Raw genomic sequence first — 19,248 nt, forward strand, 5'->3', positions numbered from 1 at the left:
ATGCGCTATCTGCCCCTGACCGAGGCCGACCGGCAGTCGATGCTGGAGGCCGTCCGCGCAACATCGGTCGAAGACCTGTTCCGCGATGTTCCAAAGGCGGCCCAACTGGCCGGCCCGATCGGGGGCTTGCCCAACCATATGGGCGAGCTTGAGGTCGAGCGTCTGCTGGGGACCATGGCGGCGAAGAACCTGACGGCAGGATCGGTGCCCAGCTTCCTCGGCGCCGGTGCCTACCGCCACCATGTGCCGGCCACCGTCGATCATCTGGTCCAGCGCGGCGAGTTCCTGACCGCCTACACGCCGTACCAGCCGGAGGTGAGCCAGGGCACGCTGCAGGTCCTGTTCGAATTCCAGACCCAGGTTGCCCTGCTGACCGGCATGGATGTGGCCAACGCCTCGATGTATGACGGCGCCACCTCCTGCGCCGAAGCCGTCATGATGGCCAATCGCGTCACCCGGCGGAAGAAGGCGATCCTGTCCGGCGGCCTGCACCCGCATTACCGCGACGTGACCACCACCGACGCCCGCTTCATCGGTTTCGAGGCGGTGGCCCTGCCGGCCGCACCGACCGGCGGCGAGGATCTGCTGGCGCTGGTCGACGACAAGACGTCCTGCGTCGTCGTGCAGAACCCCGACGTGTTCGGCCATGTCCGCGACTACACCGATCTGGCCGCCGCCTGCCAGGCCAAGGGCGCACTGCTGATCGTCGTGGTGACGGAGGCCCTGTCGCTGGGGCTGCTGACGCCGCCGGGCGACATGGGCGCCGACATCGTCGCGGCGGAAGGCCAGTCCTTCGGGAACGCGCTGAACTTCGGCGGCCCCTATGTCGGGCTGTTCGCGGTGAAGGACAAATATGTCCGCCAGATGCCGGGCCGCCTGTGCGGCGAAACGGTGGACGCCGATGGCCGCCGCGGCTTCGTGCTGACGCTCTCCACCCGCGAGCAGCACATCCGCCGCGAGAAGGCGACCTCGAACATCTGCACCAACTCCGGCCTGTGCGCGCTGGCCTTCTCGATCCATGTCAGCCTGCTGGGCGAGGCGGGGATCACGCAGCTGGCCCAGCTGAACCACGCCAAGGCGGTCCAGATGGCCGACAAGCTGGCGGCGGTTCCGGGCGTCGAGGTGCTGAACGACGGCTTCTTCAACGAATTTACCGTGAAGCTGCCGAAGCCCGCCGCCGCGGTGGTCGAGGACCTCGCCAAGCGCCGCATCCTCGGCGGCGTGCCGGTGTCGCGCCTCTATCCGGGTGAAATGGAAGATTTGTTGCTGGTCGCCGTCACCGAGACCAACACCGACGCCGACATGGACGCCTTCGCGGCTGCCTTGACTGAAATTCTGGGATCTGGGGTTCTGGCATGAGCATGAACAACCAGGGCCGTCCGTCGGCCATTCCGGCCGGTGCCGCCTCGTTCGACGGCGTGACCGGCACCGTCACCGGCAACCGTGGCCTGCAGATCGAAGAACCGCTGATCTTCGAACAGGACAGCGCCGGCCGCACCGGCGTCGACCTGCCCGACGTGCCGAAGGTGGCCTCGCGCCTGGGTGCGGTGAAGCCGCGTGCCAAGGTCGGGCTGCCCGGCCTCGCCGAGCCGCAGGTGGTCCGCCACTACACCCGCCTGTCGCAGAAGAACTATGCCATTGACAGCGGGTTCTATCCGCTCGGCTCCTGCACGATGAAGCACAACCCGCGCCTGAACGAGAAGATGGCGCGGCTGCCGGGCTTCTCCGACGTGCATCCCATGCAGCCGGTCAGCACGGTGCAGGGTGCGCTGGAACTGATGGACCAGTTGGCCCACTGGCTGAAGACGCTGACCGGCATGGCCGCCGTGACGCTGGCGCCCGCCGCCGGTGCCCATGGCGAGATGTGCGGCATCATGGCGATCCGCGCCGCGCATGAGGCGAAGGGTGATACCGGCCGCACCAAGATCCTGGTGCCGGAAAGTGCCCACGGCACCAACCCGGCGACCGCCGCCGCCTGCGGCTACAGCGTCGATGCCATCCCGGCGACCGCCGACGGCCGTGTCGATCTGGAGGCGCTGAAGGCCAAGCTCGGTCCCGACGTGGCCGGCCTGATGCTGACCAACCCCAACACCTGCGGCCTGTTCGAACGCGACATCATCGCGATCGCCGAGGCGGTGCATGCGGCCGGCGGCTATTTCTACTGCGACGGCGCCAACTTCAACGCCATCGTCGGGCGGGTCCGTCCGGCCGACCTCGGCATCGATGTCATGCACATCAACCTGCACAAGACCTTCTCCACCCCGCATGGCGGCGGTGGTCCGGGGTCGGGACCGGTGGTGTTCGCGGAGTCGCTGGCGCCTTACATCCCGGTGCCCTACGTGACGCATGGCAAGGACGGCTTCGCGCTGGTGGAGAACGCCGGCGACGGTCTGGCCTTCGGCCGCATGAAGGCTTTCCACGGCCAGATGGGCATGTTCGTCCGCGCCCTGTCCTACATGCTGAGTCATGGCGCCGACGGGTTGTGGCAGGCGTCGGGCGACGCGGTGCTGAACGCCAACTATGTCATGGCACGGCTGGAGGACGTGATGACGGCCTCCTTCGAGGGGCCGTGCATGCACGAGTGCCTCTTCGACGACCGATTCCTGAAGGGGACGGGGGTCACCACGCTCGACATGGCGAAGGCGCTGATCGACGAGGGTTTCCACCCGATGACCATGTATTTCCCGCTGGTCGTCCACGGTGCCCTGCTGATCGAACCGACCGAGACGGAAAGCAAGGCCAGCCTGGACCAGTTCGTCGACGCGCTGCGGGCGCTGGCCGAACGGGCGAAGTCGGGCGACGTGGCCTACTTCCAGGCCGCTCCGCGCCTGACTCCGCGCCGTCGTCTGGACGAGACCGCGGCGGCCCGCAAGCCGGTCCTGCGCTGGACTCCGCCGGTGGTGGCGGAGGCTCTGGCGGCGGAGTAAGGGGCTCGACGTCGAAACTCCCTCTCCCACGTCGGGAGAGGGAGTTTCCGTCGCTCACTTGTCGGTCTTGTCGACGTACCTGTCGGCCTTCTTCTGATCCTCGGCGGCTTCGCGGGACATCTCCTCGCCGATCTTGGGGTCGATGCGCTTGGCTTCCTCGATCAGGTCGCGCGCCTTGCGGGGATCGCCGCCGGCGGCCTTGTCCAGTGCCTGCTCGGCCAGATCGTGGGCCTTCTTGTGTTCCGGGCTGTCTTCGTGGCGGGTGGCCATGGGGCGCTCTCCTGTGTTTTTGGGAGTATGGAACCGGACGTTGTCCAACAGGAGGCGATCGGCAGGGTTCCGTTCTCCGCAGCGCACAAAAAATTTTTGGAAGTGACGGAATAGGGAAGTCGGTCTGCCCGTTTGTGCGGATGTCCGGTGGCGAACGGCCACCCAGCAACAGGGCAACGCGAACTCCCCATGAGCAACCCGAAGAACTCGATCCGGCGCGCAACCATCGCCGCCGCACTGCTGGCCGTGACCGCCGGCCACGCGTCCTTCTGGTCCTGGCGCAACGCGCCCACGGCGGTGGACGCGGAACCCGGCCGCATAGAATCGGTGTCCTATTCGCCCTCGGGCCGCAATTACGATCCCAATCATCAGCCGATCGTCCCGCGCAAGGACATCGAGAAGGACATGACCGCCATCGCCGGCTTCGCCGATGGCGTCCGTACCTACTCGACGCTCGGCTCGCAGGGCGAGGTGCCGGAGATCGCGGTGTCCAAGGGGCTGGACGTCACGCTCGGCATCTGGCTGAGCAAGGACAAGGTCCGCAACGAGCGGGAGGTGATGCACGGCATCGCGCTGGCCAAGGAATTCCGCGGCATCAAGCGCATCGTCGTCGGCAACGAGACTCTGCTGCGCGCCGAACTGACGGATGCCGAGCTGGCCGGCTACATCAAGCGTGTGCGCGCCGCCGTTCCGGCTTCGATCAAGGTCGGCACCGCCGACGTGTGGTCTGAAATGGTCAAGGCTGACGCTACGGTTAGGGCGTCCGACTTCATGGGCGTCCATGTGCTGCCCTACTGGGAAGGCGTGCCGGTCACCGATGCGCTGACCTGGATCCGCGACCGGCTCGACACCGTGCGCAAGGCGCATCCGGGCAAGCCGCTGTTCGTCGGCGAGGTCGGCTGGCCTTCGGGCGGCGAGAACTTCCACGACGCCTACCCGACGCCGGAGGCGCAGGCCGCGGTCGTCCGCGGGTTCGCGGCGGAAGCCAATGCGCTCGGCATCCATTACAACGTCGTCGAGGCCTTCGACGGCATCTGGAAGTCGACCATCGAAGGCTCGCCCGGCCCGACCTGGGGCGTGCTGGATGCCGACCGTCAGCCGAAATGGTCGATGACCGGCGCCGTCGCCGCCCCCTATGGCGAGCGGGTCGGTGCGGGCGTGGCGCTCGCCGTCGGTCTGGCCCTGTCGGCCTTCGCCGTCTTCCGTCGCCGGACCAACGCCGGCTTCGCCCTGGCCGCCTCGCTGGGCGCCAACATCATCGGCTTTGCCATCGGTTCGGCCGTCGCCGGCGCCTTCGCCGAATATCTGACCTTCGGTGCGGTCACCACCTGGGGCTCCGCCTTCGCACTGGGCGCCCTGATGATGAGCGTCGCCTTCGCCGATCTGGTGGATGTCGCCCGCCGGCTGCTGACCGGCCGCGCCCCGGCGCTGCTGCCGCATGCCGTGCCCAGCATCGACCACAAGCCGATGGTGTCCATCCACGTCGCCGCCTGCCGCGAGCAGCCGGACGTGCTGAACGCCACGCTGGCCTCTCTGTCGCGGCTGGACTACCCGAACTACGAGGTCGTCGTCCTCATCAACAACACCGAGGAGGAGCATCTGGTCCGTCCGGTGGAGGAGATGTGCCAGGCGCTTGGGCGCAAGTTCAAGTTCCACTGGTACAAGAAGATCTCCGGCTTCAAGGCCGGCGCGCTGAACGCCGCCCTGCGCCACACTGATCCGTCGGCCGAGATCGTCGCCGTGCTGGATGCCGACTATACAGTGTCGTCCGACTGGCTGTCGAAGCTGGCTCCGACCTTCGCCGATCCGTCGGTCGGCATCGTCCAGGCCCCGCAGGAACACCGCGACGGCCACGAGACGGCGCTGAAGGCCGCGATGACCGCCGAATACCGCCCCTTCTTCGACGTCGGCATGCAGGAAGGCGTGTCGAGCCAGGCCTTCATCTGCCATGGCACGATGATCATGCTGCGCCGGTCGGCGATGGATCAGGTCGGCGGCTGGTCGGAAGCCGGCATCTGCGAGGACACCGAACTGGGCCTGCGCATCCTGTCGGCCGGCTACCGCGCCGCCTATACCGACGAGCGGCTCGGCGCCGGTCTGGCCCCGGACAACTTCATGCAGTTCCGCAAGCAGCGTGACCGCTGGGTGTTCGGCTCCACGCAGATCGTCCGGGCCCACTGGAAGAAGTTCCTGCCGGGTGCGGCCGAGCTGAGTGCGCGGCAGAAGCTGGGCTACGTCACCAACTGGATCCGCTGGTGGTCCGATGCCGTCGGCCTGTTCGCCGCCGCCGCCGCCGTGGTCTGGACCTTCGCCTCGCTGGTTCTGCCGCTGCACCTTCCGCCGGTGGCCGCAACCGCCGCCGTGCTAGGGGCCCTGGTCCTCCGCGCCGGCTCCAGCCTGCTGGCCTCGCGTTACGCCTCCGGCAACAGCTGGAAGGAAAGCCTGGGCGCCTGCGCCGTCGGCATGGCGCTGTCCACCACGGTCGCCCTGGCCGTCGTCCGCGGTCTGGTTCGCAAGCACGACGCCTTCCGGGTGACCGCCAAGGGCGGCAAGCGCACCGCCGGCCGCTTCTGCGCCAAGCCCGAAGCCTGGCTGTCCGCCGCGCTGGTCGCCTCGTCGGCCACCGCCGCCCTGGTCAACCCGCTGGGCACCCTGTCGCTGGAGCTGTGGTCGGTTCTGCTCGCCGCGATGGCGGTCCCGAACCTGATGGCCGTCGCCTTCGGTATCGGTGACATGCTGCCGGTCCGCGAGGCCAAGCCGGCGCCGGTCCCCGCCACCCAGCAGGCCGTCACGGCCGGCCAGGAGCAGGGGGCGAACCGTCCGATCGCGGCGTAACGCCTCCGCATCACGCCCACCGACGGCCCCTTTCCCGCCTGCAAGGGCGGGGGAGGGGCCGACTTTTTTGGGGGTGGAGTCGCTTTTCCGACCAAGGTGAAACTTGTCGGCAACAGCTCTTCGTGCCTACCATCGGCGGCTGAAATCGATAAGGACGCGCGGACCAACGCGCCAAGCAACCTCTGGAGGGAGAACGCCATGCATGTCGTCAAAGCGTCCGACCAGTCGCCGCCATCGCTGCTGTCGGGCGACAATCGCGTTCGTCTGGAAAATTGGCTGGCCGCACAGGCCGGCGCATCCCGCGTCGTGGTGACTGAGGATGGACGGCTTGGCGGTGGCGCGATCTCCCTGAACCTTGCGGTGACTCTGGACATCGATGGTGGGCCGATTGCCGGCCGGCATGCCTGCGTGTTGCGGGCCGAGGGCGGCGGGCGTATTTCGGCCAGCATCGGCAAGCTGCGGGAGTTCGTGGTGCTGCGCGCCGCCTTCGCCGGCGGCGTGATGGCGCCCGAACCGCTGTTCGCCTGCGACGACCCCGCCGTGCTTGGCCATGACTTCTACATCATGCGCCGCGCCGATGGGCTGGGAGCCGGCCATGCGGTGACGCGGTCGGAAGCGGCCCAGCCGGAGCTGGCGCGGGAACTTGGCCGACAGCTTGGCCGGCTGCACCGGATCACCCCGGAGACCGAGGGGCTGGAGAGGCTGGGCGAGGCGCCGGAATGCCCAGCGCACGAGACGTTGGCTCAGTATCGCCGCTGGTTCGGCGACCTTGGACGCCGCGATCCGGTGATCGCCTGGGGCCTGCGCTGGATGGAGGTCAACGCTCCGCTGCCGGGTGCGGTGGTGCTGTGCCATCGCGACTTCCGCACCGGCAACTATCTGGTCAAGGACGGCGCGCTGACCGCGATCCTGGATTGGGAGTTCGCCGGGTTCAGCGACCCGATGGAGGATCTGGGCTGGTTCTGCGCCCGCTCCTGGCGGTTCCGCCGGCCCGACCGAGAGGCGGGGGGCATCGCCGACCGTGCGGATTTCTATGCCGGCTATGAGGAGACCTCCGGCCGCCGCGTCGATCCCGCGCGCGTCGCCTATTGGGAGACGGCCGCCTACCTGCGCTGGGCGGCCATCGCGGTGGAGCAGGGGCTGCGTCACAGCTCCGGTGCCGAATCTTCGTTGGAGCTGGCGCTGACCGGGCGGATGCTGCCGGAAATCGAGCTGGACATGCTGCGCCATCTCCGCGCCATCGGCAGCATGGCGTCCGGAGCGGTGGAGAAGGTGGCCTGATGCGCACCAATCCCGACGCCCGCGGTCTGCTGCAGATCGCCGCCTCCACCTTCCGGTCCGACGTTCTTCCCCATGTGGCGCCGGAGGCGCGCTTCGCCGCCCTGATGGTCGCCAACGCGCTGGACATCGCCGAGCGCGAGTTGAAGGGGCTGGATGCCGCCGGCCATTCCATGCTGGGCGCGCTTGCCCTGCTCTATGGCGAGGACGCCGACGACGCCCTGTCGGGCGACGATCTGCGCAAGCGTGTGGAGGCCTTGCAGCACCGACTTTGCATCGAGATCGCCGCCGGCGACTTCGACCACGAGGGCCAGGACGTGTTGATGGATTCACTGGAGGCCATCGTACAGGCTCGTCTGGGGATATCGAACCCGAAGGCGTTGGGGTAGGGGCGTTGGGGTCGGGTCGTCAGGTTGGAGTGCTGCCCGGCCCCGTCACGCCTTGCGCGTTTTCCGTTCCCGCTTCACCTCGTACATGGCGGCATCGGCCGTCCGCAGCGCGGCCTCCACATTGACGATGCGGGGGTCGGCGGCGGTGGGTCCGAAGCTTGCGCCGGAATAGTGCAGGGTGATGCCGTGCAACTGGTAGTCCCCGATCAGCAACGGGGCCAGGCGGTTGCACAAGGCCTCCGCAGCCGCCCGGCCTTCGGCGTCACCCGATGGACCCAGGCCGGTGACGATGAATTCGTCGCCGCCGAAGCGGGCAAGGATGTCCCCTGCCCGAAGACCGGCCGACAGTCGCTTGCCCACCTCGATCAGGAACTCATCGCCGATTTCATGACCATGGCGGTCGTTGATCGCCTTGAACCCATCGAGGTCGATGAAGGCGATCAGGACCGTCTGCCCTGTCAGCTCGGCATCGGTGAACAGGCGGTCCATCTCTTTCAGAAGGAAGCGGCGGTTGGGCAGTCCGGTCAGCACGTCAGTGAAGGAATGGGCCTCTAGGGCGGTATTGACGGTCTGAAGGTTTTCGAGAAGCTGTTCCCGCTCCACATGCAGGCCGATCAGCGAGGAGAAGAGGCGGAGGACCTGCTCCCCCTTCGGGGTCAGTGGCTTGCGCTCCGACCCCGCGGCACACAGGGTTCCGAACAAAGTGCCGTCATTCAGCCGAACCGGAGTGCTGACATAGGTCTGGATACCGAGAGCCTTGGCGGCGTCACAGTCGCCCCACAGAGTTGGCACATCGTCGGTATGGAACCGTCCTTCGTCGAGCGCGCGCTTGCACAGCGTCCCCTCCCAGGGAACGACGAGCCCTTCGGGAATCTGCATTGTCTTGGTGTTGTAGGCGAACAGAACGCGTTGCACACCCAGTTCCCGGTCGATGCGGGTCAGGTAGGTCGCTTCCAGTTCCGTTACCGCTTCCAACAGGCTGAGCAGAGGACGGGTCAGGTCTTCGACCGAACGGGCGGAGGTGAGTGTGTCGGAAATCTCGGAGAAGAACTTGTCTGACATGAACGATCCGCCGAATGCACAACAACAGTCAGTCCACGAAACGCCGCATCCGCAAGTTGTGGCTGCGGCTGGGCAAGGATATCCTTGAAGCGGCCCCTTTGGACAGGCTTCATGAACGGCACCTACTTCACACTTTAAACGGCACAATGCCACACTATATTGCACCGTTCAAGCTATCGAGCATTTCGCGCCGTTACGATCAACTTGCGCGCGATTTAGGCGAGGCTTCCCGTCCGCTGATGGTCGTGAATCGAAGCGTTTCAGGAAATCGAATTTCGGGATGATCGTGCTTCATATCGCAATTGCCGCTCAGCCTGCGCTCGACAGACGGGGGCGTTGCGGCCATATAATCGGTTCCCGTTCCGTACCCCTCCTCTGATCCGGATCGCCGCCCCATGGCAAGTCCCGTCCTGTCCGCTATTCCCGCCCGGCCGCTCGCGAAGCTGGAAGCCGGAAAGCAGTTCGTTATCGTGTCGGACTACACGCCGGCCGGCGACCAGCCGAACGCGATCGAGGAGCTGACCGCCGGGCTGCGGCAGGGCGAGAAGGATCAGGTGCTGCTTGGGGTTACCGGGTCGGGCAAGACCTTCACCATGGCGCACGTCATCCAGACGGTGCAGCGTCCGACGCTGATTTTAGCGCCCAACAAGACGCTGGCGGCGCAGCTTTATGGCGAGATGAAGTCCTTCTTCCCGAATAATGCGGTGGAATACTTCGTTTCCTACTACGATTATTATCAGCCCGAAGCCTACGTCCCGCGCACCGACACGTATATCGAGAAGGAATCCTCGATCAACGAGCAGATCGACCGCATGCGCCACTCGGCGACGCGGGCTCTGCTGGAGCGGGACGACGTCATCATCGTCGCGTCGGTGTCCTGCATCTATGGTATCGGTTCGGTCGAAACCTATTCGGAGATGACGGTCGATCTGCGCAAGGGCGAGGTGATCGCCCAACCCGAGTTGCTGCGGAAGCTGACCGAGCTTCAATACAAGCGCAACGATGCCGCCTTTGGCCGTGGTCTGTTCCGCGTGCGCGGCGACACGGTGGAACTGTTCCCGGCTCACATGGAAGACCGGGCGTGGCGCATCTCGCTGTTCGGCGACGAGATCGAGGGCATCCACGAAATCGACCCGCTGACCGGCGAGAAGCTGGCGGCGCTGGAGGCGGTGCGCGTCTATCCGAACAGCCACTATGTGACGCCGAAGCCGACACTGAATCAGGCGATCAATCAGATCAAGAAGGATCTGAAGGACCGGCTGGAGGAGTTCGCCGCCGAAGGCAAGCTGCTGGAAGCGCAACGGCTGGAGCAGCGCACCACCTTCGACATCGAGATGATGGCGGCCACCGGTTCCTGCGCCGGCATCGAGAATTATTCCCGCTATCTGACCGGCCGCGCAGCGGGTGATCCGCCGCCGACCCTGTTCGAGTATCTGCCGGGCGACGCTCTGCTGATCGTTGACGAGAGCCACGTCATGGTGCCGCAGATCGGCGGCATGTATCGCGGCGACTTGGTGCGCAAATCGACGCTGTCCGATTACGGCTTCCGCCTGCCCAGCGCCAAGGACAACCGGCCGCTGAAGTTCGAGGAATGGGAGGGCATGCGGCCGCAGACGGTCTTCGTCTCGGCCACCCCCGGCCCGTGGGAGTTGGAGCGCACCGGCGGCGTCTTCACCGAGCAGCTGGTCCGCCCGACCGGTCTGATCGACCCGCCGGTGATTGTCCGTCCGACCGAAACCCAGGTCGATGACCTGATCGGCGAGTGCAAGGAGGTGGTCGCCAAGGGATATCGCGTGCTGGTCACCACCCTGACCAAGAAGATGGCCGAGGCGCTGACCGAGTACATGCACGAGGCGGGATTGCGCGTGCGCTACATCCACTCCGACGTGGAGACGCTGGAGCGCATCGAGATCATCCGCGACCTGCGGCTCGGCGCCTATGACGTGCTGGTCGGCATCAACCTGCTGCGCGAGGGGTTGGACATCCCGGAATGCGCGCTGGTGGCGATCCTGGACGCCGACAAGGAAGGTTATCTGCGCAGCAAGACCTCGCTGATCCAGACCATCGGCCGTGCGGCGCGCAACGTCGATGGCCGGGCCATTCTCTATGCCGACAAGATCACCGACAGCATGAAATACGCCATCGACGAGACGGCGCGCCGCCGTGAAAAGCAGATGGCCTACAACCTTGAGCACGGCATCACGCCGGAATCGGTGAAGAAGGCCATCGGCGACATCCTGGAAAGCGTGTTCGAGCGCGGCGACCATGTGACGGTGAAGACCGGCCTGAATGCCAACGAACTGGTCGGGCACAATCTCAAGAACGTCATCGCCGATCTGGAAAAGCGCATGCGCGCCGCCGCCGCCGATCTGGAATTCGAAGAGGCCGCCCGCCTGCGCGACGAGCTGCGCCGGCTGGAGGCGATGGATCTGGGGCTGGAGACCCCCGGCAGCATCGGCATCAGCAGTGCCCGCCAGGGTCGCGGCATTCCCGAAGGTGCCCCGAAGAAGCAGGGTCGCCGCCGCCGCGGGCCATAACCCACCCTTGTTGACCCACCCTTGTCCTGAACAGGTTGCAACACCATACTTCCGCTTCCCGTAGGGTGGGGCGGGATCACAGGAGGGTTGTGGGTTGCTTTTTCGTCGTGTCGTGATGGTGCCGCTGATCGCGCTGGCGCTGTGTGGCGTCGGCATCGGGGGGGTATCCATCGCCGAGGCGGCGGATGCGAAGTCCGCGGCGAAGCCGAATGCGGTGGCCGAACTGCCGCCGCCTTCGCTGAAAAGCAAATCCGGCGAATGCGAACTGGCGGAACAGGGCGATGCCGACGCCGCCTTCCGGCTTGCCCGCCGCTATCTGTTCGGCAAGGGCGTGCGCAAGGACCGGCGGCTCGGCACCGCATGGCTGCGCGCCGCCGCGTCGCGCGGGCATCCGGAGGCGCGGCGGCTGGTCAACTATGTCCCCGGCCGCATGGGGCGCATCCGTCCCTGGTGCCGTCCCGGTGCCGGTCCGGTGCGTGAGATCGGTCCTCCCCCGGCGGAGGTGGTGGCGCTGGTAAACTCCATCGCGCCGAAATACGGCATCGATCCGGCGCTGGTGCTGGCGGTGATCCAGGCGGAAAGCGCCTTCCGCACAGATGCGGTGTCGCCGAAGGACGCTGCGGGCCTGATGCAGTTGATCCCCGACACGGCCGACCGGTTCGGCGTTGGCGACGTCTTCGACCCGAAGCAGAACATCACCGGCGGGGTGAAGTATCTGCGTTGGCTGCTGGCCTATTTTCAGGGCGACGTGACGCTGGCGCTGGCCGGCTACAATGCCGGAGAGCGGGCGGTCGACCGTTACAAGGGCGTTCCTCCCTATGCGGAGACGCGCAACTATGTCCGTGTCATCCGCCGCATTTATGACGATACCCGGCATCCCTTCGATCGAACGGTGGCCGAGCCGTCGCCGGCGCTGCCCGCCATCCGCGCCGCCTCCGGTGGCGATGCGGAGGCGGAGTTGCCACGCGGCGCCAAATCGCCGAAAAAGGGATGAGCCCCGTTGAACCGGGAAGTCGAATCCGAACAGGAGTGCCCGCCCGTGCCGATGTCCGAACGCAACGTCCTCGGCCTCAGCGCCGCCGGGTTTCACAAGATCGCCTACACCCAGTGGGGGCGTGACGACGCCGCGCGGACGGCAGTGTGCGTTCATGGACTGACCCGCAACGGCCGGGACTTCGACCGGCTGGCTCTGGCGCTGGCCGACGGCTGGCGCGTGGCCTGCCCGGACGTGGTCGGACGCGGGCGCAGCGACTGGCTGCCGGTTCCGGCGCTCTACGGCTATCCGCAATATTGCGCCGACATGGTGGCGCTGATCGCCCGTATGGGGGTGGAGACGGTCGATTGGGTCGGCACGTCCATGGGCGGGCTGATCGGCATGACTCTGGCAGCGCAGGCCAACAGTCCGATCCGTCGCATGGTCATCAACGACGTCGGTCCCTTCATCGCCCAGGCCGGATTGCAGCGGATCGCCGATTATGTCGGCAAGGACCCGGTGTTCGAGGATCTGCCGGCACTGGAATCCTACCTGCGCTTCATCCTTATGGGCTTCGGCACGATCAGCGACGAATGCTGGCGCCACATGGCGGAGCACAGCGCCCGCCCATTGCCCGACGGCCGTTTCCGCCTTGCCTATGATCCCGCCATCGGCGAGGCGTTCAAGACCGCGCCCATCGCCGACGTCGATCTGTGGGCGCTGTGGGATCGCGTGCGTTGCCCGGTGCTGGTCCTGCGTGGGGCGGATTCGGACCTGTTGAGCGCCGAGACGGCGGAGCGGATGGCGGAGCGTGGACCGGGAGCGTCCGGTCTGGTGCGGGTGGTGGAATTCCCCAACACCGGCCACGCCCCGTCCCTGATGACGGACGAGCAGATCGCGATCGTCCGCAACTTCCTCGCCGAGGGCTAAGAAGGAGAGGGCGGTGGGCCATGCGCCCGCCGCCCTGGAAGGTCAGTTAACCCGGCGCAGCACGGTGTCGAGCCGGCCGTGGCCGTCCTTGTCGAGCCAACTGGCGGCAACGCGGCCGTCAGGGCGCAGGCGGTAGCGCAGGATGTTGCGGCCCTTCTCGTCGAAGACCAGTTCGCCATTCTCGATCCGGCCCTTGCGGCGCACCCGTTCGGCGGGCTGGTCGGCTTCCATGCCGGCGCCCAGGACATAGTCGGCATAGACGGCGTCGCCCTCCGCCTTTTCCACCGACAGCGCGACCTCGCGGCCGTTGATGTAGCTGCCGTACCACGTGCCCATATAGGGGCGGAGCGCCGCGGTGGCGTCATTGCCCTTGGCGGAGCCCGACGCGTTGGCGGGCAATGCTGCCTGCAGCAGTTCCGCGCTGGGGCTGCGGCCCCAGGATTCATCGCAGGGCGGATCGTTCGGAGTCGGCGGCTCCTCGGCGAAGCGGACGATGCAGGCGCCGAAGCGGCGGACGAACAGGCCGGTGTTGGCGGCGCCATGCCCGGTCAGCAGCGACGGCTGGTCGACGATCATGCTGCTCAGCCCGCGCTGAGACAGGATGTTGCGGGCCGGCTCGGCACGTCCGCCCGGATCGAAATCGTCGCCGTGGAAGAAGAACATCATCACCCGCGCCCGGCGAACCTCACGCAGGATCGGCCAGAGCTGGGCTGCATTCTCGCGGTAGCTGTCGAAAGCCTCGGTGAAGTTGCCGAAGGCGGCGGGGGCGGTGGCGATGACGGCGTCGATGGCGTTGGTCTGTCCGGCGGCGATCAGCGAGATGAAAGCGCCGAAGGATTGGCCGGTCAGGGCGACCCGGCGATAGCCCTTGGCCTTCAGCGCTTCCGAATAGCTGGCAAGCGAACGGGAACTGTTGGGCAGCGTGTCGCTGACGCGCATGCGGTCCAACCGGTAGACGTCCCAGCCGGCGTCGCGCAGCGCCTTCATGTAGAGCGGGGTGGGAGCCTCCGAATCCTCGGAGTCCACCGAACGACCGTGGCTCCACACCACCGCGCCGCGCGCCCTCGCCGGGCCGGCCAGTGACGCCTCCCCATAAGCGGATTTCAAAACGATCTGGGCCGCTGCCGGGTGGGCCACCGTCAAGCCCGACGCAACAGCGATTCCGATCACCGCAACCAGTCCGAAAACAGCTCCCCGTAGTGTCCGAATCATCCCCACCGATCCCCCTGTACTGCGAGTCGGTTCAGGATTGCCTTGGTTCGTTAACGCGACCTTTCCGGCATTCCCGCTGTCACGGCCGCCCGATTTTTGTCACAGGCAAAATCGCAAATAAGAATGACTCGCAATTAGGATGGAGAAGCGCTAGGATGGTCCTGCAACCGGATGAAGGAACTGCGGCATGTGCGGGACGATGGAAGAAGGGCGGCCGTCGCCATGGACTGTGATGGACCTGACGACGGCCGAACGGGCGCTGTTGACCGGCGTCCGACAGTGGTTCCGCGCCGGCACCGCCGGAGCAATGGCGTCGATGCGAATCGGGCTGAACGTGGCCGGCGTGCCGAACACGGCCCTGCTGCCGCTGTTCGCGCTGCTCGGCACATTCGCGGTGGCGGGTGCCCGCAAGCCTGAGATCCGTTGCCCGGCCTGCACCCGCATCAGTGCCGACGAGGCGGCACTGCTGGATTCCCTGGCTGCGGTCCAGGGCGGTGATGCTGAGGTGGCGGCGCAGTTGTTCGACCGTTGGCTTCCGCCGGTGGCGCTGTGCATGGCAGTCGATGCAATGGGCGAGTTGGGCAATATCCTGGATGGCGCCCGCATCTTCCTGCCGCGCAGGCGGGCGGCTAGGCTGGTGCCCCTTCCGGTCGGTGCGGCGTTGGCAGCGGAATAGCGGTCAGTCCCCCGCAAGCCGCAGGCAACGACCGTTGTCGGGAACTGCGGTGGCGGACTCCGCCCCTTCGATCAGCCGCTTGTGCAAAAGCCACTGGTCGATGGCAACGCGGACCAGCCGTCCCTCGGGCGTATGGTAAAGGAACTGGCCGCGTTCTCGACCACAATGTTCGTATCCCAACCGCTCATAAAAGGGCAGGACGCCGGCATTGTCGCGGTCGACGCCCAATTCGGCGTAGGGGACGGCGCGCTGGATCACGACCCGCTCGGCCGCCCGCACCAACCGGGCGCCTATGCCCAACCCTCGGAACGGCTGGAACACCCGCAAAGCCCACAGCGTGGCCCGGCCACTCGGCCGCTTGCGCAGGAAGTCGACGCAGATCTGGCCGACGGGGAAGCCATTGACGTCGGCCAACAGCATTGAGCCGTCGCCCCGCTCCTGCAGACGGAAGGCACCCGCTATGATCTCGCGATGGGGTGTGTGCTGGCCGTACCACTCCAAGGTCGGTAAATCTTCCTGCCTTGCCTGACGGATCGTCAATGGCAGGGCAAGGATTGCGCGCTTGTCGCCGTTCTCTTCCGATTCCGCACCAACGCAGTCGTTGTTGGCCGTGCCGTAAGGGCCGGTACGGCGGTGTGCAGTTGCCATGATGCCGATGCCTCGCAGGTTCTTTCCCGCTGCATGCCGTCGATTGGACAGCGGCTTTCGGTGACAACCCTACACGGCACGCGGTCGTTCCCACGCGACGCTGTCGGGATAAGGCTTTTGGACAGGAGGAGCCATTCAATGGATGCAGCGAAAGTCTCTAAAATTTTCATATAAACAAAAGTAAATCAATATAGACCGTGGTGGGATGAAGGCGAAGGCTTTCAGATGAAGAGTGGCCTATGAATTCGTCATCGAGTTGAGTGACGGAAGTCTTATTGACGCGACCTGGTATGTGCTGATACCTCTTTTGGACAGAGAGGTATCCTCTTTCAGAGTGAGAATCTAAATAAATTCTCTAAAATGCAAGAAATTGGGCGGGGGTAGGATCATGATGAGAATTGTCAATCTGGGACGTACCGGGCTGTTCGTGGCGATGCGGGGAGGTATTCTCACCAGCCTGGGCGGTCGCAGTCATTGGCGCAGTGCCGAAGATGTTCGGCGCGCCGCTCAGGCCGAGAATATTCCGGTCAGCGACTTGGTAGTTCGCACGATGCCGTGAGCCACCGTATTCAGGCGGAATTCAAAGTTCAAAGCATCCATATGAAAATGGCGCGTTCTGTGGAACGCGCCATTTTCATTTCGAGACCGGAGGACCGGATCAGCCGGCGCGGACGCGGGCAAGGAAACGTTCGACCTCTGTCCGCAAGGTGTTGGACTGGCGAGACAACTCGTTGGTCGCCTCCAGCACTTCACGGGCCTCTTCCCCGGCATTGTTGGCCGAGGCGTTTACCGCGACAATGGTCTCGCTGACCTCGCGGGTACCGATCGAGGCCTGCTGGACGTTGCGGGCGATCTCGGTCGTGGCGGCACCCTGTTCCTCCATGGCGGTGGCGATGGAGGTGGAGATCTCGTTGATGCGGGCGATGGTGCCGGAGATGGAACGGATGGCGCCGACCGCCTCCTGGGTCGCACCCTGAACGGCCCCGATCTGCGAGTTGATCTCTTCCGTCGCCTTGGCGGTCTGGTTGGCGAGGCTCTTCACCTCGCTGGCCACGACGGCGAAGCCCTTGCCCGCCTCGCCCGCGCGCGCCGCCTCGATGGTGGCGTTCAACGCCAGCAGGTTGGTCTGGCTGGCGATGTCGTGGATCAGCTTCACCACCTGACCGATGCGGCTGGCGGCGTCGGCAAGCCCCTGGACAGTGGCGTTGGTGCGTTCGGCCTCCGTCATCGCGGCGTTGGCGATGGCGGCCGACTGGGTCACCTGATGGCTGATTTCGCCGATGGAGGCGGTCAGTTCCTCCGCCGCCGCAGCGACGGTCTGGATGTTGACGGACGCCTCTTCGGCGGCGGCGGCGACCTGGGTCGACTGCTCGCTCGTCGTCTCGGCGGTGCGGCTCATCGCCTGGGCGGTGCCCTGGAGCTGCTGGGCGGCGCTCGCCACCGCCTGGACCACGCCCTTCACCTCGCGCTCGAAGCTGTCTGCGGTGCTGCCCAGTTCACGCGCGATGATCGCCGCGGTGTTCAGATCGATATAGACCGACGTGGCGAGGTCCATGTCCAGGAACACCGCCTTGTTGATGGCCTGAAGGAGCTGCGACAGCTTTTCCGGCTTCTTGCGGTGGATCTGGGCAGCGAGTTCGATCAGCTTGTTCAGGGTGAAGCAGTAGGCGCCGGTATACCAGCGCGGTTCAAGCCCGATGCGCTGGTGGGTCTGACCGATCTTCAGAACCTGGCTGACATAGGCCTCGTCGAAGGTGCCGGTGAAGACGTTGCGCAGCCAGTGCTGCTTCTGCAGATCGCGCGCCCGGCCGGTCACTGCTGGATTGACCAGCATCGGCGCCACCTGCGGCACCGAACGGAGATAGCCGTAGAATTCCTCGAGAATCTGATCGATGCGCTGCGCCAGATAGGGTTGGAACTCCCGCAGGGTCGCCTTCGTCGCCTCGTCGATGCGCAGGAAGGTGATGCGGTCAATGATCGATTGAGTCTGGGCAGCGTGCGACATGGAGCCCCTCTCCCATTTGAGATATGACTAGCGTACTAAGTATTGGAGAAAATGCAATCTTTCCCGCGAGCGGCACATCATGCGCAAGCATTCGCATCTTTGAACCGGTCACTTTGTCGCACAGCACCCAAAAGCAGCAACAAACGCAATGTGTGACAACGGACTGAGACCCGGCGATAGCCTGTCGGCGCAAGAAAATGCCGGCGGGCCAAGGGCGCCGCCGGCTTGAAGGTGACAGGTCTGGAGGCAACTGGCGGGCGGAAAGCCCGCGGCAACGATGCGGTGACCGACCGGCTGGCCGGTTCCGCAAAACGCCCGTCCGGCATCGCGTCCGCCCGACGGGACAATCGGCTGGGTCAGGCCACCATCGGAGTGGCCGGACGGCGCAGGGCCTGCGCGGCGCTGAGCACCGCCTTCTGGAGCTTTTCGAAAGCCCGCACCTCGATCTGGCGCACCCGTTCGCGCGACACCGAAAACTGTTGGCTCAGCGCTTCCAGCGTGGACGGATCGTCCTTCAGGCGGCGTTCGAAAAGGATGCGTCGTTCACGGGCATCCAGCCGGTCCAACGCCTGCCCGACCAGCCGGCGGCGCAGCGCCAGTTCGTCGGCGTCGGCCAGCATGGTGTCCTGGGTGGGGCGGTCGTCGGCCAGCAGTTCCAGCCAATTGGTTTCGCCGTCGGTCGACAGGGTAGCGTCGAGCGAGCTGTCGTTGGCGGCCAGACGGCGGTTCATCTCCACCACCTCGGTCTCCGGAACATCCAGTTCGGCGGCGATGGTGGCCACGGTCTCCGGCGACAGGTCGCCCTGTTCCAGCTCGGCCATCTGGCTCTTCAGGCGGCGCAGGTTGAAGAACAGCTTCTTCTGCGCGGCGGTGGTGCCCATTTTCACCAGCGACCAGCTGTGCAGAATGTATTCCTGGATCGCGGCGCGGATCCACCAAGTGGCGTAGGTGGCGAAACGGAAGCCGCGCTGCGGATCGAATTTCTGGGCCGCCTGCATCAGGCCGACATTGCCTTCGGCGACCAGATCGACCAGCGGCAGGCCGTAGCCGCCGAAGCCGCGGGCGATCTTGATGACGAGGCGGAGATGGCTGCCCACGAGCTGTTCCAGGGCCTGCGGGCTTCCGCGCTCCCGCCAGGCGATGGCAAGGTCGCGTTCGACGTCCGGCGCAAGGATGGGGAAGCGCTTGGACTCCTCGATGTAGCGGGTCAGGCTGGCGTTTTCACCGGTCAGCAGTTTCTTCAGCACGCGAATGCCTCCTCTCCAACGCTTCCTGGGACGGCCGATTTTCGAAGGCCGGCCCATGTCGGGGCCCATGGCGGGGTCGCCTTTAGAGGCGATTGTCCATCGGCGGACGCAGGAATATCGTCCGTCGCTTCGGCTCTGGCTGGTTTTGGTTTGTTGTGGGGTTCGTATTTTGCCCGGTGTCTCAAGGAACTGCGTCCTTTCGACAATGTTAATGTGGCCGCGTAAATGCGGCGGATCAACCCTGTAAAGGGCGTGTTCC

Annotated in this window: 16 protein-coding genes; 10 read left to right on the forward strand and 6 right to left on the reverse strand. The window is 65.8% G+C overall.

The window, feature by feature from the left end:
• Together gcvPA and gcvPB are read left to right on the forward strand one after the other, a co-directional pair.
• Window positions 1-1,359 (forward strand): aminomethyl-transferring glycine dehydrogenase subunit GcvPA, encoded by a 1,359-nt coding sequence (gene gcvPA / locus FZ938_RS01185; protein WP_149196890.1) that lies wholly within the window; start codon window positions 1-3, stop codon window positions 1,357-1,359.
• Window positions 1,356-2,927, forward strand: coding sequence for an aminomethyl-transferring glycine dehydrogenase subunit GcvPB (gene gcvPB, locus FZ938_RS01190; protein WP_149196891.1), 1,572 nt, complete (start codon window positions 1,356-1,358; stop codon window positions 2,925-2,927). Before gcvPA ends, gcvPB begins: the two co-directional genes overlap by 4 nt.
• A 54-nt stretch (window positions 2,928-2,981) precedes the next feature.
• Here gcvPB and FZ938_RS01195 read toward each other — a convergent pair whose 3' ends face one another.
• Window positions 2,982-3,197, reverse strand: coding sequence for a hypothetical protein (locus tag FZ938_RS01195; RefSeq protein WP_149196892.1), 216 nt, complete (start codon window positions 3,195-3,197; stop codon window positions 2,982-2,984).
• Window positions 3,198-3,386: 189 nt separating this feature from the next.
• Between FZ938_RS01195 and FZ938_RS01200 the strand changes: the two genes are divergently transcribed.
• From FZ938_RS01200 to FZ938_RS01210, 3 genes are all read left to right on the forward strand, one after another.
• On the forward strand, window positions 3,387-6,032 hold the full coding sequence (locus FZ938_RS01200; protein ID WP_149196893.1) for a glycosyltransferase: 2,646 nt from the start codon (window positions 3,387-3,389) through the stop codon (window positions 6,030-6,032).
• A 198-nt stretch (window positions 6,033-6,230) separates the two neighbouring features.
• A complete protein-coding gene (locus FZ938_RS01205; protein ID WP_149196894.1) occupies window positions 6,231-7,313 on the forward strand; it encodes a phosphotransferase family protein in 1,083 nt (360 codons plus the stop codon).
• Window positions 7,313-7,699, forward strand: coding sequence for a DUF6285 domain-containing protein (locus FZ938_RS01210; protein WP_149196895.1), 387 nt, complete (start codon window positions 7,313-7,315; stop codon window positions 7,697-7,699). Before FZ938_RS01205 ends, FZ938_RS01210 begins: the two co-directional genes overlap by 1 nt.
• A 45-nt stretch (window positions 7,700-7,744) precedes the next feature.
• On the opposite strand, the gene FZ938_RS01215 is transcribed toward FZ938_RS01210, so the two are convergent.
• Window positions 7,745-8,761 (reverse strand): sensor domain-containing diguanylate cyclase, encoded by a 1,017-nt coding sequence (locus FZ938_RS01215; protein ID WP_149196896.1) that lies wholly within the window; start codon window positions 8,759-8,761, stop codon window positions 7,745-7,747.
• Window positions 8,762-8,775: 14 nt separating this feature from the next.
• Between FZ938_RS01215 and FZ938_RS01220 the strand changes: the two genes are divergently transcribed.
• The 4 genes from FZ938_RS01220 (at window position 8,776) to FZ938_RS01235 (ending at window position 13,201) form a co-directional block, all read left to right on the forward strand.
• Window positions 8,776-9,045 (forward strand): hypothetical protein, encoded by a 270-nt coding sequence (locus tag FZ938_RS01220; protein ID WP_149196897.1) that lies wholly within the window; start codon window positions 8,776-8,778, stop codon window positions 9,043-9,045.
• A gap of 111 nt (window positions 9,046-9,156) precedes the next feature.
• Window positions 9,157-11,298 (forward strand): excinuclease ABC subunit UvrB, encoded by a 2,142-nt coding sequence (uvrB, locus tag FZ938_RS01225; RefSeq protein WP_149196898.1) that lies wholly within the window; start codon window positions 9,157-9,159, stop codon window positions 11,296-11,298.
• A 94-nt stretch (window positions 11,299-11,392) separates the two neighbouring features.
• Complete coding sequence (locus tag FZ938_RS01230; RefSeq protein WP_149196899.1) at window positions 11,393-12,292, forward strand: lytic transglycosylase domain-containing protein; 900 nt, start codon at window positions 11,393-11,395, stop codon at window positions 12,290-12,292.
• Between the two features lie 45 nt (window positions 12,293-12,337).
• Complete coding sequence (locus FZ938_RS01235) at window positions 12,338-13,201, forward strand: alpha/beta fold hydrolase (RefSeq protein WP_149196900.1); 864 nt, start codon at window positions 12,338-12,340, stop codon at window positions 13,199-13,201.
• Window positions 13,202-13,243: 42 nt separating this feature from the next.
• Here FZ938_RS01235 and FZ938_RS01240 read toward each other — a convergent pair whose 3' ends face one another.
• Window positions 13,244-14,371 (reverse strand): alpha/beta fold hydrolase, encoded by a 1,128-nt coding sequence (locus tag FZ938_RS01240; protein ID WP_246457415.1) that lies wholly within the window; start codon window positions 14,369-14,371, stop codon window positions 13,244-13,246.
• A 274-nt stretch (window positions 14,372-14,645) separates the two neighbouring features.
• Here FZ938_RS01240 and FZ938_RS01245 point away from each other — a divergent pair, with 274 nt between their 5' ends.
• The gene (locus FZ938_RS01245; RefSeq protein WP_246457416.1) at window positions 14,646-15,089 is read left to right on the forward strand and encodes a hypothetical protein; all 444 of its coding nucleotides are present in this window, start codon (window positions 14,646-14,648) and stop codon (window positions 15,087-15,089) included.
• A 3-nt stretch (window positions 15,090-15,092) separates the two neighbouring features.
• Here FZ938_RS01245 and FZ938_RS01250 read toward each other — a convergent pair whose 3' ends face one another.
• From FZ938_RS01250 to rpoH, 3 genes are all read right to left on the reverse strand, one after another.
• Window positions 15,093-15,737: a GNAT family N-acetyltransferase gene (locus FZ938_RS01250; RefSeq protein ID WP_149196903.1), complete on the reverse strand. Its 645-nt coding sequence runs from the start codon at window positions 15,735-15,737 to the stop codon at window positions 15,093-15,095.
• A 658-nt stretch (window positions 15,738-16,395) separates the two neighbouring features.
• Window positions 16,396-17,742 (reverse strand): globin-coupled sensor protein, encoded by a 1,347-nt coding sequence (locus tag FZ938_RS01255; RefSeq protein WP_149196904.1) that lies wholly within the window; start codon window positions 17,740-17,742, stop codon window positions 16,396-16,398.
• A gap of 356 nt (window positions 17,743-18,098) precedes the next feature.
• A complete protein-coding gene (gene rpoH, locus FZ938_RS01260; RefSeq protein ID WP_085089494.1) occupies window positions 18,099-18,989 on the reverse strand; it encodes an RNA polymerase sigma factor RpoH in 891 nt (296 codons plus the stop codon).
• Window positions 18,990-19,248 lie beyond the last annotated feature (259 nt).

The sequence above is a fragment of the Azospirillum oryzae genome (assembly GCF_008364795.1).
Taxonomy (GTDB): domain Bacteria; phylum Pseudomonadota; class Alphaproteobacteria; order Azospirillales; family Azospirillaceae; genus Azospirillum; species Azospirillum oryzae.